This is a genomic window from Bacillus sp. FJAT-26390 (assembly GCF_001682865.1).
Classification (GTDB): Bacteria; Bacillota; Bacilli; order Paenibacillales; family Paenibacillaceae; genus Pristimantibacillus.
In genome coordinates this window covers 239,982-256,484 of sequence record NZ_MAQX01000033.1, presented here as the reverse complement: position 1 = coordinate 256,484, position 16,503 = coordinate 239,982, and the positions used below count along the sequence as shown (strand labels likewise).

13 protein-coding genes are annotated in these 16,503 nt (G+C 51.9%); 11 read left to right on the top strand and 2 right to left on the bottom strand.

Translation table 11 applies throughout. The features are described from left to right. Positions 1-80: 80 nt before the first annotated feature. Positions 81-2,000, top strand: a complete 1,920-nt coding sequence (locus tag A7975_RS25450) for a cache domain-containing sensor histidine kinase (RefSeq protein ID WP_065386993.1) — start codon at positions 81-83, stop codon at positions 1,998-2,000. Beyond that, positions 1,975-3,594: a response regulator transcription factor gene (locus A7975_RS25445; protein WP_255314556.1), complete on the top strand. Its 1,620-nt coding sequence runs from the start codon at positions 1,975-1,977 to the stop codon at positions 3,592-3,594. The genes A7975_RS25450 and A7975_RS25445 overlap by 26 nt, the downstream gene beginning before the upstream one ends. 16 nt (positions 3,595-3,610) lie before the next feature. Here A7975_RS25445 and A7975_RS25440 read toward each other — a convergent pair whose 3' ends face one another. Beyond that, positions 3,611-4,147, bottom strand: a complete 537-nt coding sequence (locus tag A7975_RS25440; protein WP_065386991.1) for a DUF5362 family protein — start codon at positions 4,145-4,147, stop codon at positions 3,611-3,613. Between the two features lie 164 nt (positions 4,148-4,311). Here A7975_RS25440 and A7975_RS25435 point away from each other — a divergent pair, with 164 nt between their 5' ends. The 3 genes from A7975_RS25435 to A7975_RS25425 all read left to right on the top strand — a co-directional run bounded on the left by A7975_RS25435 (position 4,312) and on the right by A7975_RS25425 (position 6,914). Then, a complete protein-coding gene (locus A7975_RS25435; RefSeq protein WP_442950605.1) occupies positions 4,312-4,794 on the top strand; it encodes a CcdC family protein in 483 nt (160 codons plus the stop codon). A gap of 19 nt (positions 4,795-4,813) precedes the next feature. Then, positions 4,814-6,160, top strand: a complete 1,347-nt coding sequence (locus tag A7975_RS25430) for a DUF2252 domain-containing protein (RefSeq protein WP_065386990.1) — start codon at positions 4,814-4,816, stop codon at positions 6,158-6,160. A 208-nt stretch (positions 6,161-6,368) separates the two neighbouring features. Beyond that, the gene (locus A7975_RS25425) at positions 6,369-6,914 is read left to right on the top strand and encodes a glutathione peroxidase (RefSeq protein WP_053373701.1); all 546 of its coding nucleotides are present in this window, start codon (positions 6,369-6,371) and stop codon (positions 6,912-6,914) included. A gap of 881 nt (positions 6,915-7,795) precedes the next feature. Here the strand turns inward: A7975_RS25425 and A7975_RS25415 are convergent. Further along, positions 7,796-8,377, bottom strand: a complete 582-nt coding sequence (locus tag A7975_RS25415) for a hypothetical protein (RefSeq protein WP_065386988.1) — start codon at positions 8,375-8,377, stop codon at positions 7,796-7,798. Positions 8,378-8,442: 65 nt separating this feature from the next. On the opposite strand from A7975_RS25415, the gene A7975_RS34325 reads away from it, so the two are divergent. From A7975_RS34325 to A7975_RS25385, 6 genes are all read left to right on the top strand, one after another. Next, a complete protein-coding gene (locus A7975_RS34325; protein WP_176707812.1) occupies positions 8,443-8,871 on the top strand; it encodes a hypothetical protein in 429 nt (142 codons plus the stop codon). A 381-nt stretch (positions 8,872-9,252) separates the two neighbouring features. Next, entirely contained in the window at positions 9,253-9,555 is a 303-nt protein-coding gene (locus A7975_RS25405; RefSeq protein WP_053373705.1) for a DUF6385 domain-containing protein, read from the top strand. Between the two features lie 53 nt (positions 9,556-9,608). Beyond that, a complete protein-coding gene (locus tag A7975_RS25400) occupies positions 9,609-10,796 on the top strand; it encodes a DUF6385 domain-containing protein (RefSeq protein WP_255314555.1) in 1,188 nt (395 codons plus the stop codon). Between the two features lie 46 nt (positions 10,797-10,842). Continuing rightward, positions 10,843-12,996 (top strand): glycosyltransferase family 2 protein, encoded by a 2,154-nt coding sequence (locus A7975_RS25395; protein WP_065386986.1) that lies wholly within the window; start codon positions 10,843-10,845, stop codon positions 12,994-12,996. Continuing rightward, positions 12,947-14,485: a tetratricopeptide repeat-containing glycosyltransferase family 2 protein gene (locus tag A7975_RS25390; RefSeq protein ID WP_065386985.1), complete on the top strand. Its 1,539-nt coding sequence runs from the start codon at positions 12,947-12,949 to the stop codon at positions 14,483-14,485. Before A7975_RS25395 ends, A7975_RS25390 begins: the two co-directional genes overlap by 50 nt. Continuing rightward, positions 14,482-16,485, top strand: a complete 2,004-nt coding sequence (locus A7975_RS25385; RefSeq protein WP_065386984.1) for a tetratricopeptide repeat-containing glycosyltransferase family 2 protein — start codon at positions 14,482-14,484, stop codon at positions 16,483-16,485. The genes A7975_RS25390 and A7975_RS25385 overlap by 4 nt, the downstream gene beginning before the upstream one ends. Positions 16,486-16,503: the final 18 nt, after the last annotated feature.

Below are 16,503 nucleotides of genomic sequence, written 5' to 3'. Positions count from 1 at the left end.
AAGGGACAGAGAGTGATAAACACCGACGGATGTGACCGGTCAGGTGCAATATATTGATCGGGAGCGGAGGCGGCTTAGTTTTGAGATTCAATAGCATACGGACTAAATTAATTGTTTTTATGCTGATTGCGACCATCGTGCCGATTGTGACGACGATGATTGTGACATACAGCTATACGGCGAAGTCAATGAAGGAGAGAGCGCTCGAGGATGCGCAAAACCTGCTTTATCAAGGGCAGCGGAACGTAACCGCCGTTCTGGAGGAGCTTAATCTCGGCTCGCTTAACGTGTATTCGGATGCAGAGCTGTATCGGCAGCTGCAAACGGGATTAGCCGACTTTCAGACGGACAGCCGCGTATTCGCGGCTCTATCTTATATGAAGTCCTCGGTGCCGGCGGTGCACCAGGTTTACTTATACGCCAGCCTCGGCAAACGGGCTACGATCGTCACGAATGTAGCGGGCGCCAAGCGGGCGAACGATATCGCGCCTTTCCCGGATCTGGATGCCTATGTAGGCAGCGGTGAGAGCATTTCGATTCAACCGACTCATAAAAGCCATACGTATGGATTTTCCTCATTGCAGCCCCAGCAGCCCAGCGAGCTGGTCTTCACGCTGCACCGGCGCATTGAGCGGATTCCTTCTAGCGAGAAGCTTGGTTATGTCTCGATGGATGTGAAGCTGTCGCTGCTTACAGACATCGTGGGGCAGCTCTATGACGTCGGCGAAGAGGATTTGTATGTGGTCGACGATAACGGCTATGTCGTATTTGCAGATGATGAAAGGCTGCTTGGAAAGCCGCTTAAGGCGTCTTGGTTCAGCGGCTCATTGGCTGCCGGCGGCGAGGAGAGCGGCCACTTTGAGCAAGGCGGCGCGCTGCTCGTCTATGAGCGAGTGCAGACGGAGGTAGCGGGCTGGACGATCATCAAACGCATTCCGACGTCCTACCTTATTCGGGAGGCGAATCAAGCCGCGGCTATTAATCTTATGCTGCTCGCTTTGTCGCTTGCCGTTATTGTCACGGCGACCATCATCGTTTCGCTGCGCATAACGGCTCCCGTCAAGCAACTGGTCCGCTATATGAACCAGGTGCAAGCCGGCAATTTGAACGTGCCGATCCAGCCATCCGGAAATGATGAAATCGGCCTTGTTGTCGTTCGCTTCCGCAGCATGATGGATACGATCAACAATTTAATCTTGCGCGAGTATAAGCTGGAGCTGGCGAATAAGACGAATCAGCTGCGGGCGCTGCAAGCGCAGATTAATCCGCATTTTCTAAATAATACGATCCAAATTATCGGGACATTGGCGCTGGAGCTGGGCGTGCCGCGCATTTATGCGCTGCTGTCCGCGCTTGCTCGCATGATGCGCTACAGCATGGACAATGAGGCAAGCGCCATTACGCTGCGGGATGAGCTGGATCATTTGAAGGCTTATGTGGAGCTTCAGAAGGAGCGTTATGAGAATCGGTTTGTTTTTCATGTCGATGTGGACGATAGGCTGATGGAAGCGCAAATGCCGAAAATGATTTTGCAGCCCATTATTGAAAATTATTTTAAGCATGGCATGGATAAGTCGGCGGAGGATGGCGTGCTGCTTCTGCGTGCGCATGAGCGTGAGGATGGGCTGCTTGCAATCATTGTCGAAAATAACGGGGCGGCGATACCAGAGTGGCGGTTGTCCGAGCTGCGCCGAGAGCTGGCTAGTGTAGCCTATTCGCATCGAGAGCGGGAGGATGCTCCGGCCCGGGGCGCAAGCGGCATAGAGGAACAATCGAAGCTTTCTGCGGATAATATCAACCGATCGTTAAAGCTTGCACAGGATGATGCCGAGCCGAAGATTGGTTTAAACAATGTACTGGCGCGCATGAAGATGGTTTATGGCGATGAAGCGCGGCTTGAGATCAAGAACAAAGAGCCTCAAGGCGTACAGATTACGCTTCTGATTAAGAGGACGGTGGTTGAGGGGAGGACGAATGATGAAAGCACTGATCGTGGATGATGAAGCACGCGTTAGAAAAGCCGTTCGGCTGCTTGTGAACTGGGAGACGCATGGCATTGATGAAATAGAGGAAGCAAGCGGCGGATTCGAAGCTATCGAGCGGATGAGGCAGGACAAGCCCGCCATTGTCATTATGGATATGATGATGCCGGAGGGCAGCGGCGTTGATCTAATGGCAGCGGTAAATGAATTTGCCGGAACGATCAAATTTATAGTCGTGAGCGGACGCGGGGACTTCGACTTCGTACGCGAGGCAGTCCGGCATGGCGGAATCGATTATTTGTTGAAGCCTATTGAACCGGAGGCTATTAATGCGGCGGTGGCGAAGGCAGCCGCGCAGTGGCGGGTGGAGGAGAAGGAGCGATCTGACCGGCAAAAGCAGAGCATGCGGCTTAATGAATTCAAGCCGGTCTATGGCGAGAAGCTGCTTACCGCGTTAATCACGGAGCCGGCTACGGCGCAAGCGGCTCTGCGCAGATTGCGGGAGGAGCGGCTCGTTCCAGAAGGGGCGCGCGCTGCGCGGCTTGCGCTCATGCAGGTTGATGCAGGCGACAGACAGCTGCATGAGCGCTTCGCGTGGGACAGTGAATTGCTTCATTTTGCGATTATTAATATTTGCAATGAGTTTCTGCTGCCGGGTCAAAAGGGCGTCGCCTTCCGGCACTGGGGAGCGCCTACGGAAATCGTTATTGCGTTATGGGAAGAAGTGGATCAGATGCCCGCTGTTCTTCAAGCCATCAATGAGGGCTTATTTGTGACGCTTCAGCGCCGGATCCATATGGGAACGAGCATGCCGGGGGCGTTTCCTGATGCGCTGCCGACTCAATACGATGATGCGCTAACTGCTTTGTGGCGCCGGAATATGATGGATGCCAATCACTATATTCATCTCTTTGAAGAGGCCAAGAGCGGCAGTAGAATCGCTTTCGCGGAATGGGAAGAAGAGTGGAAGGTATCGGCGCTTAGCGGCAATGAGGAGCAGCTCGCCGCTGCATCGGAGCTGTGGCTTGAAGCGGCACGCTCGAGCGGGTATTTGTCGCCGCAAATGCTTGAGGATTATAAGACGGATGCGCTTCTTTTCTGTGCCAGAATGATTCGCGATGCACAAGGCCGCCATGCGGCGGACGAGGAGACGCTGATGATTCTGGAGGAGCTTGCGGAGAAGTCGCCGCATGTGAATGCTGCTGTGCTATCGCTGCAGGATTGGCGCGAGTGGTCTCGCTTGCTATTAATGCGGTTATCGCTGGCAATCGTGCAGCGTCAGACGCAAGAGAAAGCGAAAATGAGCGACATTGCAGCCTTTATCGAGCAAAATTATCAAGCCGAGCTGTCGCTGCAGGATATTGCGAAGCGGTTTTTCGTCAGCCGCGAGTACGTGTCGCGCAAGTTCAAGCAGGAGTATGGCATCAACATTACGGATTACATTTCCGGCAAACGAATCGAGAAAGCGAAGCTGCTGATGGTCAATCCGAACCTGCGCATTACGAAGATCGCCGAAATGGTTGGATTTCATGACGAGAAATATTTTAGCAAGGTGTTCAAGAAGCAGGAGGGCATCTCGCCGAAGGCGTATCGCCTTGGCGAGACGGAATAGGAAGGCAAACAGCCGGTTATCCGAATAATTTTGTCACCCAATCCGCGATCGTTTCGTACCATCCCTGTAATTTAATGACTAGCTTGTCCAGCTTTTTGCCTTCATTGACAAGATGGACGAGCCAGTCCCAGTCGGTTAAAAATTGCAAAATCGTCACGACAAGCATAATAATGACGAACGAAAAAACGACGACAAAAGCGGCTTGCAGCTTAAAGTACAGTGTGAGATGCCGCGCAAGCTTGGTGACCGTCTGCTCTTCGCCCGGATTTGCTTGCAGCCGCTTCGCTGCGCTTGCCATGATGATGAGCAAAACGGCAATGACGAGCTCGAGAAGCCCGGCAATCGTTCCCCAGCCAAAGTTGATGATGCCAATACAGGTTTGAAATAGACCAAATAACAGCGTGAAAACGGCAGATACCCGCATCCAAAAAGCAAGCTTTTGCCATACTCTCTGAAGCTCCTGCTGCATGCCGCCGCCGGTTTCGGGCACTAATGAAGCCGCGGAAGAATTTGGCCATTCATAGGGGGATTCTGCCTGTGCATTCGTCTCCAAGTAAACTCTCTCCTTAACATACCTTTTTTCCAATTATAGGGGTATACGCTAGTAAAACGCCATAAGTTTCTTAGCGGTTATACTGCGGTTTGCAGTGATTCCTGTTTTGCAGTACGATGAAAGAAATAATAAGACACTCATACCAATACATAAGGGAGGACGCGGTGTTGTTCTCTACCTATTTCATTCAAATGAGCTCGATCATTGTATCGGCTTTAGCAGGGCTTACGCTTATCATTCTTCGTATTCGTGCCGGGAAACAGCCCACCTCCTTGCGCAAAATCATCATTCCTCCGCTTGGCATGGCAACGGGCTTCGTTATGTTTGCATTCTCGGCGACTCATATTCCTTGGGTGTGGGGCTTGTCCGCTTTTCTAACCGGCATGCTGATCTTTGCGTTTCCGCTTATCGTTACGACGCGCCTAGAGCGTGTGGAATCCGAAATCTATGTCAGGCGCTCGAAGGCGTTTATATTTATTATGCTGACGCTGTTCATTATTAGATTGTCGCTTCATAGCGTCGTGGAGCAGTATATGTCGATCCCGCAAACCGGCGCTATCTTCTATTTGCTGGCATTTGGCATGATTATACCGTGGCGGGTTGCTATGATTAGCGATTATATGAGGCTGCAAAAAGTAGAGTCATAGTCTGAATGGGGGAAGAGCTATGGATCCGAAGCTGACCGAACGGGTAAAGCTGACGCAGAATAAGCTAAGAAAGCGGACTTTATCCGCAATTTTTCAAGAGTTTGATCAAAAAATAATGAAGCTTGCGCGCGGCAAGCGCGAGGAGAAGTATTTGAAAATGTCGGAGACGCCATTTTCGTTTTTTCGCGGCAGCGCTTATTTGTTTTATTTTGACGTATCCCGGGAATGGTTTCCTTACCATACGCCGCTGAATCGTCCGACTTGGATTCAAGGCGATTTGCATTTTGAGAACTTTGGCGCCTTTCGGAATGAACGGGGGACGCTCGTCTATGACGTGAACGATTTTGATGAAGGTTACTTGGGCTCTTATTTATACGACCTGCTGCGGATGTCCGTGAGCATCGCGCTTGTCGGCAGGCTCAAGGGGCAGACCTACGATAACCAGATCAGCGCGATTGAAGCTTATCTGCAGGCTTATTCCAAGCAAATGCGTCGATTCGTAAAAGGGAAGGATGATCCCGGCACGTTTGCGATCGACATTGAGCAAGCGGAGGGTCCGGTGAAGAAGCTGCTCAAAAAGCTGCAAAAACGCAAGGACCAGCACTTCCTGGAGAAGGTGACGGCACTCGTACAGGAGCATAGGCAATTTGCTTCGACCGATGAGATCGTACCGCCTACCGACGAAGAGCGAGCGGCTTTGCTGGAAGCTTGGCCTGGCTATTTGGCTACGGTCGCAGCGGATGATGCGGAGGAGCTGCGCCATTTTCAGGTGAAGGATATCGCGGTGAAGCATGGCTCAGGGACGGCCTCTATCGGGCTCGACCGTTTCTATGTACTGATTGAAGCTGGCGAAGAAGCGCAGGGTGAGGATGATGTCGTGTTGGAGGTGAAGGAAGTGCGCGTTCCGGTTCCGGCGTACTTCATGCCTTATAACGAAACGTTTTGGGCGATGTTCGAGCATCAGGGCAAGAGGGTGACGATGACGCAGAAGGCGATGCACCACGAAGCCGACCCTTACCTTGGATGGCTGTCGATCGGAGACAGGCAGTTCTACGTGCGCGAGCGGTCCCCGTATAAGAAGCGGCTTAAGCTGGAATCGCTTGAAACGGTCGGCGATGTGCTGTCGGTGACGGACAGTATGGGCAAATTAACGGCTAAGATGCACGCGCGCGCGGATGCTGATGTAGCTCAAGGCATACTTGCCTACCACAGTGAAGTGGAAATCGTGAAGGCGATGGGCAATGACGAAGATGCCTTTTGCACGTCGATTGCGAACTGGGCAATTTCCTATGCCGATCAGGTAGAGCATGATTATGGGTTGTTCACGGATTGGTTAAGCGGAAGAAAGAAGCCGGCGTCATCGTAAACCGTTTGAAGAAAGGATTGCTCTCAAGAGGCGAGGCCACTCGCTTAGGGAGCAGTCCTTTTATTTTTTTATAATCTCCGATTGTCCGTGAATTTCTAATTATTTGGTTTGACAAGCCGTGAAATTTTATGGTATTCTTTACTAGTAATTAAATTGTATGCAATTTAATTTACTGAAATATATGTGAACCTACAGGAGGCTGTAAACTATGAGCATTTATTCGCATGAGCTAGAAACCATTAAAGGTGAACAAATAAGCATGGAACAATATAAGGGCAAGGTGTTGATTGTCGTCAACACAGCTAGCAAATGTGGCTTTACGCCGCAATATTCCGATCTGCAGAAGCTGTACGAGGAGTACAAAGAGCAAGGGCTCGAAATTCTCGGATTCCCTAGCAACCAGTTCGGCGAGCAGGAGCCAGGAGCCAATTCTGATGTGCAAAGCTTTTGCCAATTGAATTACGGCGTCTCCTTCCCTCTTTTTGCTAAGACGGATGTAAGGGACGAAACGGCTCATCCGCTATTTAAGCATTTGACCGAGGAAGCGCCTTTTAACGGTTTTGAGCTTAGCGACCCTAGCGGCAAAATGCTCAACGCCTTTCTTCAGGAAAAGCTGCCACACTACCTTGAGGGCAACTCGGTCAAATGGAACTTCACGAAGTTCTTGATCGATCGGGAAGGCAATGTCATCAAACGGTTCGAATCGACCGACGAGCCCCTCGATATGAAGGCCGATATCGAACAGCTGCTCTAGTGCTCCCTCACTGAAAAATGAAATAGATGCGGCTTCCCGGCGAAAAAAAGCCCAGTTAATGGCTTTTTTAGTCGATTTAGAGCGAGAAGTGCAGCAGGTTGGCGAAATCTTGTTCAGCGAGCAAGGGACAAACTGTGAAATGACTCGGAATATGCGTAAACGGCAAAGGGCTGCTGTTTATTTGGAAGAGAGGCAGCTGCTAGCCTCTCGAAAGAAAAATTTTTGTTTATGGATGCTGTAGAAGCAGCCGCATTAATAAAGCAGAGCTGCTTTGGTCAACACTATGGCACTGACATCAACGGAATATGGCTATAGCAGCTTGATACCGGGCACTATTAAAGGGTTGTAGCCGAATCTATTGCGGACACTTGGTTATTCTCTTTTTCACGGGCAAAATACGGCTTCCTCATGGGCTTGTCTTACTCTATTGCAGCAGCCTAGATCGATGAAGCGATCACGGATCTGGTCCCTCATCCCGTACGCTAACGCATCTGCATATATTGAATTCACGTTTAATGCTGGATAGGAAGCTTATTGAAATGACAAGTTGAAAATAGATAGAAACGGAAATTTCGTTTCTATCTATTTTTTTGTGTTTGGGAGTCTTTGAGACCTGCATTTACGATATGAAGATTGATATGTGAATTAGGTTTAAATATGCAATATTTTTTTCGGGTTCATAGATGGATATTTTAAACATCCCTTTTATTACATGACACTTTATCGAAATTTAATGTTTGATATTTGTTTGTGTTTAGGGGTTAAAAATACAAAAATATGAAACTTTTATTTCAATGATGCTGAAAATTAAAACGTTGATCGAGTGAGCGGAGGGCAGGAAAAAGCGTGTGTGAAATAAGATAGGAAAAATTCGATTGCATTTAGGCTTCCCACCAAGAAATATTGACTCTCGTACCGAGCAAACCGAGCAGCGTTAGTGATCCTCTTACGTTGACGACCAAGGATTGGCCTTGAGGAATGGCAATTCCTCCCGTGTAAGTTAAACGAAAAGGCTGAGGGAAAAGGGGGTAGATCATGAAGGTAGTCCCGCCGGTTGGCGCGCTGATTGAAGAGGTAAGCGTTGCGGCACTGGTTACAGAGCTTCCTAGATTCAAATTAGAAGCAGTCACCGCCGAAGGGGAGGTGAGCGTGCCCCCGCTGTTCATCGTTACTTGTCCTGAAAAGCTGGAAAGCAAGCTGAGCGAGATGTCAATTGTACCGCCAATACTGTGAACGAGTAATTTTTTGCCGCTCGCGGCCGGATTGTTTAGCAGTATGGTGATGTTAACGGTTCCGCCGAGTACGCCTAGACTTGCGCTGGTATTGGCCTCAGCTGAAAAATATCTGCCCGCTCGAGCGGCACCGGTTGTAGGAAAGGAAGCGGAGCCTGGATCATTATAGCCATTTACAGCCTCGCCAAAAACCTCGTTGCGGGGGTTGTCTATCGGATTATAGTTAGGCATGTTAAACCTCCCACCATGTGATATTCGTTGCAGCAGTAATGGCGCCCGGGCCGAGAGAAAGCGTTATGGAACGGTTGGGAGGAACGATGATGCCGCCAGTAAAATCAAGATTAAACATGCCTGTCGCCATCGGCAGCGACATGAATTGGGTTGGCGTGCCGCCGACTGTGCCGGATGATGTTCTTGCTGTAGCGATGCTGGTTGTAGCGTTTCCGAATTGGCAGTTAAAGGGAGTGGGCGTAGTTCCACCCGTTACAGTCCCGCCGGAATATAAGATGAGGGTAGCCGCTGAAGTAGTGCCGCCGGAGATTCTAGAAATATATAAGGACCGGCCGCTCAAGTTAGGATTTGTAATTTGGACAAGCTGGTTCGAGCCTCCGGCAATTGCTGCGCTTGCAGTTGTAACCATAAAGAGTCTTCCATTGCTTGAGGCGTTTGTCTCTGGCGGAGCGATAGACGCAGAGGTGCTGTATGGATTATTGATGAGCATATAAAGGGGGTTATTCTCATTATTAAATACCGCGTTATTTGTCATAGGGAAGACCTCTTCTTTTTTTGAATAGAGTTCTATCATGAGCATTATATGGCGCCAACAGCTTGTTAGTTTGGGTAATATGGAATTTTTAGGGTCTAAATTCATGAAAGAAGTAACAATCGCCGTTTCAAACCTTGTAGAAATGACATAGATTATCGAAGCATGGACACGAGGGGAAGAAGAGGAGATGCCAAAATCAGCGAGTCGTTGTGAAGGGGTTGTTAAGAAAAAGGTTTGTAATAAACATTCCTTATCACCTCCGAGAAGACCAAAACGCAATCGCAAATGCCGTCATCGCAAGCATTCCGCAGCCTGCACGCCTTCAAGATTTTGTGAAATTGTGTATAAGGACGTGAGGACTACCGATCATTTCAAGCCGCTTCCGATGCAGGATACCTCGAACAAAATGATGTACTCGTACGCCGTTGTTAATCATGGCGAGCATCCGGCTGAGCTTCGTCTTGAAGTGGGTCCTAACGGCTCCGATTATGCGATTGACATAGAGGGTGTAGTAGGGAAGGGGATGACGGAGGTCATTGTTCCTTCCAAATTCATGCGTTACTCTCGGCTGAAAATGAAGTCTGAGCAGCAAGGGCAGCCGACGGTGCTGCAAGTCTATTTTCAAGCGCAGCAAGCCAGATAGCCGGCCCTCCCTCGTGGCCGCACACATTCCCAAAGGAAAAAGGTGAATAAACAATGCCAAACTTCTCGTCGTTTAACCCCAATCCGGATAAATTACGCACACTCATTTTCGGCAGAGACAGCACGGATACCCCGCAAGCATTAGCGACTGACACCGCAGGTCATATTTTGAATATTATGTTAGACGGTACGATCAGCAACCTCATGGGCGTGACCATTACCGCGGGGACGATTACAAGCGTGCTCGGGGCGACGATCACGGCAGGAACGATCAACAGCGTGCTCGGAGCGACGATCACGGCGGGAACGTTGAGCACAGTAAACAGTGTGCTTGGAGCGACGATTACGGCGGGAACGCTAAGTACGGTCGATAGCATACTCGGAGCGACGATTACAGCGGGAACGTTGAGCGCGGTTAACAGTGTGCTCGGAGCGACGATTACAGCAGGAACACTGAGTACAGTGAATAGTGTGCTCGGAGCGACAATTACAGCGGGAACGTTGAGCGCGGTTAACAGTGTGCTCGGAGCAACGATTACGGCGGGAACGCTAAGTACGGTCGATAGCATACTCGGAGCGACGATTACAGCGGGAACGTTGAGCGCGGTTAACAGTGTGCTCGGAGCGACGATTACAGCAGGAACACTGAGTACAGTGAATAGTGTGCTCGGAGCGACAATTACAGCGGGAACGTTGAGCGCGGTTAACAGTGTGCTCGGAGCAACGATTACGGCAGGAACGCTAAGTACGGTCGATAGCATACTCGGAGCGACGATTACAGCGGGAACGTTGAGCGCGGTTAACAGTGTGCTCGGAGCGACGATCACCGCGGGAACGCTGAGTACAGTCAATAGCGTGCTCGGAGCGACAATTACGGCGGGAACACTAAGCAGTGTGACGTCCATTTCGCAGAAGAGCTTCCAAGAATCGAGCAGCTTGAACCTTCCGACGGTCGATGCGTTCACGCCTTTGCCAGCCGTAACGACGAGCGTATTCGGTACGTATTCGTTTTTTGTATACAATAGAGGCCCAGGTACGAATGCGGTAGATGCGCGGGTAGAGATCAGCGCTAACGGAACGAACTGGTATGACGATGTCGATACGGTAACGGGAGTCGCAGTAGGCTCTGTGGACGTACTTGTGCCGCAGCGCTTTTTGAAATATACGAGACTTTCCTATCGTTCTAGCGCGGCTGGCTTGCCGACAACCATTGATGCTTATTTTAACGGACAAGGCACTTAATGCGTGCTTCAGCAAAATAATGATTTATTATTTGGGAGGGTAGCGAATGCTGCTCGGCGTACACGTAATTGCGCGTAACGAGGCTGATGTGCTTGAGCGCTGCTTGCAAAGCGTAAAAGCATTTGCAGATGAGATCATTGTTGCAGACACAGGCTCTACAGACGATACGGTAGATATAGCGAAGCGGTATGGCGCTAGAGTGCTGCCCGTTGCTTGGCAGGATGATTTCTCCGTAGTTAGAAATGAAGCCTTGCTGCATGCACGAACGCTGTGGGTGCTCGTGTTGGATGCTGATGAGTGGTTGGCGGAGTCTGTTCAGTCAGGGCTGAAGCTGCGGGAGGAGCTAAAGCGGACGACGTCGGCTGCACTTCGTTTTCGGATGGAGCATGAGCTGAGCTCTGAAGGTGTGGGCAAACAGCAGGTGAATGATGCCGTGCGGGTATTTCGCGCTGATCGCGGATACCTATACGTAGGAGAAATTCACGAACAGCTTGTCAAGCCGGCAGCCGGCGGGAGCCAATCAGGCCGGGTGCTTGATGTAGACGGACCAATAAGCGATAGCGGACTAACCATTAAACATGATGGATATAAGCCTTCGGTAATAGCGCGCAAGAAAAAAGCGGAACGAAACTTACGGATCATTGCGAGGCAGCTGACTAGGCGTCCCAATGATCCTTTTTGCCTTTACAATTATGGCGTTACGATGTGCCAGCTTGGCAGAGTGGAGGATGCTCGAATAGCGTTCAAACATGCGCTCGATGAGGTAGCGGCAGATGCTCCGTTTCGGCCAACTTTAGTACGGGATTACGCAAAAGTACTGCTTGCGCTTCATCATGCAGAGGAAGCCGCAGCTATGCTGCAAGCAGAGGCTGAGAGATACAGTGGTTATTCGGATTTGCAGCTATTGTACGGGGATGCTCTTCGCTCAACCGGCATGCTGCTTGAAGCGGCAGCAGCTTATGAGGCGGCTATTGCAGTAGGCAAAAGCGTGTCGGGTTATGTATCGGAAGCGGAAGCGGGCGGCGTGCTGCCACGTTTTGCACTCGCTGACGTATGGCTGGAGCTAGGAGAGCTGGAGCGGTCTGAGCTGCTGTTCGAGCAATTGGTAACGGAAATTCCGCATTGGGAGCCAGCTTACTGTGGGCTGGCAGACGTGCTTCACCAAAAAGGTTTAAGTGATACGGCTATTCGTGACCGGCTCGTAAAGGTGGTTGGCATGCCGCAATCAGGGGAACTATGGCTTGCCCGATGCTTGACGCGAATAGGCGCTTTTGGCATAGCGCTTCCGCTGTGGAGGCGTGTGGAAAGCGATGTGCTTGCTGAGCATGGATCGCTGCAGGATGTTCACGGGTTTGCTGCCGCACTTATCGGCACGGGGCATTATGCGGAAGCGGGAGAAATGCTGTTGAAGGAGCTGGAGCGGCGACAAGGAGGAAGTGGGGAAGCGCTGCTCCGGGAAATAGCGATAGCCGCAGCGCTGTGCTTTTGGAACGATAGCCGTGCTCTGGCAGATGAAGAATTGGATTACGCGGCTAAAGCGATATGGCCTGAGAGCGATAGCGGATGGTTAAAAATAATCGAGACGATGCTGGCAGATGCTTCATACTCGGCTAATAAGGAAGAAACTTGGCTTGCCCAGAAGCAGGAAATGGCTATTGCCAAAGAGCTGCTTGAGCGAGCCGTGTCTTTGGGGATGCTTCGGCTTGCAAAGCGGCTGGCGGATACGGATGCAGCGCTATCGGTATATTTTGAGCATGTGCTGTACGACCAAGGTTATAAGGATGCTGCCGCTGAATGGATGCTGCGCCGTTTCTCGGAAGAAGGAGATTTAAACAGCGGGCATTGGTTTCGCTTGGGTGAGCTGCTTTACAATAAGAGTCTTTATAGCGAAGCGCTGGGCATGTTCGAGCGCGGTGCGTCGGCTGGAGGGTCGACAGATGGCGGTACGGCAGACCGATCAACGCTCGGTTCAGCCGCAGCCAGCTTGCAGCTTGTTTTAGAAGCGCTGGAGTTAACAGGCGCGGGGAGCAGCAGAGGCTGGGATGGAAGCTGGGCTGAATCCGATGCGAGCAGACTGCAGGAAGTTATAAAGCGCCTAGATGCGCTGGGCTGGAAAACGAAATGGAACGGCATGCAAAGGAGGCGAGCGAATGGAGAAGCTGCGGAAGCTGATTTCCTTATGCATGATCGTCCGGAATGAAGAGCAGCAGCTGCCTCGCTGCCTGAAGAGCGTGCAAGGTATTGTTGACGAGATTATCATCGTCGATACAGGCTCCTCGGATCGCACGATTGAAGTTGCGGAGCAATTTGGGGCGATCGTCGTGCGGGCGGAGTGGGAGCAGGATTTTGCCAAGGCACGGAATGTTGGTCTTGCACGAGCTCAAGGCGAATGGGTGCTGTTTCTTGATGCAGACGAGATGCTTGATGCTGCAACGGGCAGTCAGCTGCGAGAGGAGGCTGATCACGAGGCTTCAGGGCTATTTTTGCAAATATGGAATGTGGTTGGTTCAAGCGACGATGAACGGGGAGGGACGGTTCACCCTGTTTTGCGATTGTTTCGCAATGACCAGCATATTCGGTTCGAAGGCAGAATTCACGAGCAGATCGCGGCCTCTATTTTACGGAGATGGCCGGAGGCCGTGTTTCGGCTGACGGATGCAAAAATTTTTCACTATGGCTATCGGCATGATATTGTGCTTGAGAAAAATAAGCTGCAGCGCAATATGGAGCTGCTGGAGCGGGCGGTTCTGGAAGAGCCGAATAACGTCTTTCATCGCTATAATTTGGGCGTAGAGTTTTTGCGGGCGGGCATGCCAGAGAAGGCGCTTGAGGCGTTTCGTTTCGTCAAGAAGCAGGAAGGGTTCGGACAGCTAAGCTATGCGCATCTGGTATTGAAATATGAAGTGAGGAGCTTGCTTTCCCTTCATCGCTGGGCTGAATCGGTTGATGCCGCGACTAAGGGGACGGCGCAATTCGCCGACTATCCCGATATGCACCATTATCGCTCATTATCGCTGGCGCAGAACGGCCAGCTGCGACAAGCAGTGCATGCTGCCGAGAAGGCGTTGCAGCTTGGAGCGGCTCCGCCGCAGTATCATACGGAGGATGGAATCGGCACTTACCGCACGTCCTATATGCTCGGCAGGCTGAAGGAAGCGCAGCTTGATACACAAGGCGTTATTCGCGCTTATATCGCTTCTCTCCGTCAGCATTCCTCACTAATGCCGCCTCTGTACAGGCTGTGCAGATATTTGCGCATCGCCGGAGAAGCAGATCGACTAGCGGCGATACTGGCAGCTCAGCTCGCCTGCCATAATGAGGAGGCTGTATTGAAGGTAGCGGATGTTATCGCGGAAAGCGGCTGCGAGCAGGCGGCCATCGAATGGGTGAACTGGCATGCAGCTCAGCATAGCGATGAACAGAGACGACGGCTGGAGGCATGGTTCGAGCGAATTGGTGGAGTGGGGGATGAGGAGAAGGGGCAGAAAACGGAGCGGGGACTGTTGCGGGATCAGGGGCAGGAGCAGGAGCAGGAACCCGTGCAAACGCCGATAGGTACGTCGGGTTTATTTTCAGAGATGTGCCTCCGAGCGGATTGGCATTTGGAGCGGCTGCAGCGCTCCAATAAAGCCGTAACTGCACTTAGGCTGCTCCTTCCATGCGAGGAAGGCTGGGGGCCTCGCCGATGAATGCTGAGGATAAGGACGCTGTAAGCGCGAATACTCAAACTATGGCTAGGAAGCCGCCTGTTTCGTTATGTATGATCGTCAGGGACGAGGAGACCCTTTTGCCTGCATGTCTAGCATCCGCTCAAGCGTATGTATCTGAAATCATCATCGTAGATACGGGATCGACAGATCGTACGGTCCAAATTGCAGAAGGTTTTGGAGCGAAGGTTGTACACGCGCTTTGGACTGATGATTTTGCGGCAGCGCGCAATTTAGGGCTTGAACAGGCTAAGCAGCCTTGGGTGCTGGTGCTGGATGCGGATGAACGGATTGAGCCCGCCGCGCTGGATATTTGGGAGGACTTGCTTGCGAATACGGCATGCGCCGGATATTACATTAAGCTGTGCAGCTGGATCGGGTCAAGCATAGAAGGAGGCAACGTGCTTGAAGCGGGCGATGCCTTTATTGCGGATGCGGTATGCCGCTTGTTTCGCAATGATCCGCAAATCCGGTTTAGAGGAGCGCTGCATGAAGAGGCAGCTACAAGCATAACGTCGTTTGGGGAAAGGGCACTGGCTTATGCTCCGGTGACAGTGTGGCATGAGGGCTATCGAGCTGAAGTTGTAGCAAGGAAGGGGAAGCGGGAGCGGAATAGGCGGATTTTGCAAGCTGCTCTGCATCATAATCCTGAAGATCCTGTTCTGCATTACGCCATGGGGACAGAATGCTTTACTTATCGCAACTGGGCGGAGGCGGCAGCTTGGCTTGAACCGGTCGCGCAGCAATTAAAGGCAAATGACGGCTACGCTTCCGATCTTCTATTAAAGCTGAGCTACGCCTGTCTTGCGCTTGGCAGGCTTCACGCTGCGGAGAAATGGGCGAGAAAAGGCATCGTAGAGCTTGGATTTGCAGATTTTCCGGATCTTTATGAAGCGTTGGCATTAGCTTTGCAAGAGCAGGATAGAAACGCGGAGTCGCTTGCTGTGCTTGAACAGGCACTCCATATTGGGAGTGTTCCCGACTATTATTCGACCGCTCCTGGAGCGGGAAGCTACCGGACGTTGCATGCGGCAGGCATAGTTTGCGAGCGCTTGTACGCTTGGGAGAAGGCGGCAGATTGCTACAGCAGGTCGGCAGCTCGGCAGCCTCGTTATTTAGCCGCATGGGAACGACTGATGCTGCTGGGGACGGTGGATGATCGATTTCGATTGCGTTTGTTGGAGGCTTTGAGCAAGCTGCTAGATGAGGGAAGTGAGCAGGAGATAAAGGCAGTAGGCGAAGCGCTTCTGGAGCGGATGGGCGATGCAGGGTTTGAAACGCTTGCCCGGAATGAAGACGGGTCGCAGGCTGAGGGGAAACTAGGCTACGTCAAAAATAGCGAAGTTCCAATCGTTGAAAAGCTAATAGCTTCTGTTTTTGGGGCTGATCACAAGCAGCAAGCTTTGTTCTGGCGAGGACTGTTATACGTGCAGCTAGGCGACTGCGAGCAGGGGCGCGAGTTGTGGGAGCAATTGCCGGAGGCTGACGAGCGGCGAGCGCTTTATTTGTACGCGCTTGCGCTTCGCGAAGCGGGCGGGGGGATTGTGCCGGCGCGGGAGTGTTCGGCGCCGCTGGAGCAGGCGCTGCTGCGCGTTCGCGCTTGGCAAGCTTGGGTGGATCTTGCGGGTGCGGGCGGCATATCGGCTCTGCCGCCGCTGCAATGGTGCGCGGTTATTCGCGCACCACAGGGTGCCCGCGCAGCGCAGCGCTATGCGCTCGCGAGCGGCAGCTCGGCGCCCGCGCAGCTTGCCGCGGGCGTGCTTGCAGCCGCAGCAGCCGACTGGCGCGCTGCGGCTGGCAGCTTTGGCAGCGCCGCGACGTCTGCGGCGGCGCAGCCATGGGTTGCCCGCGCAGCCGCAGCAGGGCTGGCGGCAGCGTTCGCGGCGCGCGCTCGCGCCGCGGTAGCTGCGGCGATAGCAATGCCGCCGCTGCAAGTGGAAGCAGAGACGAGGCTGAGAGCCGTCTCTGCGCTATTTTCATAATCAATATACGATTGAATC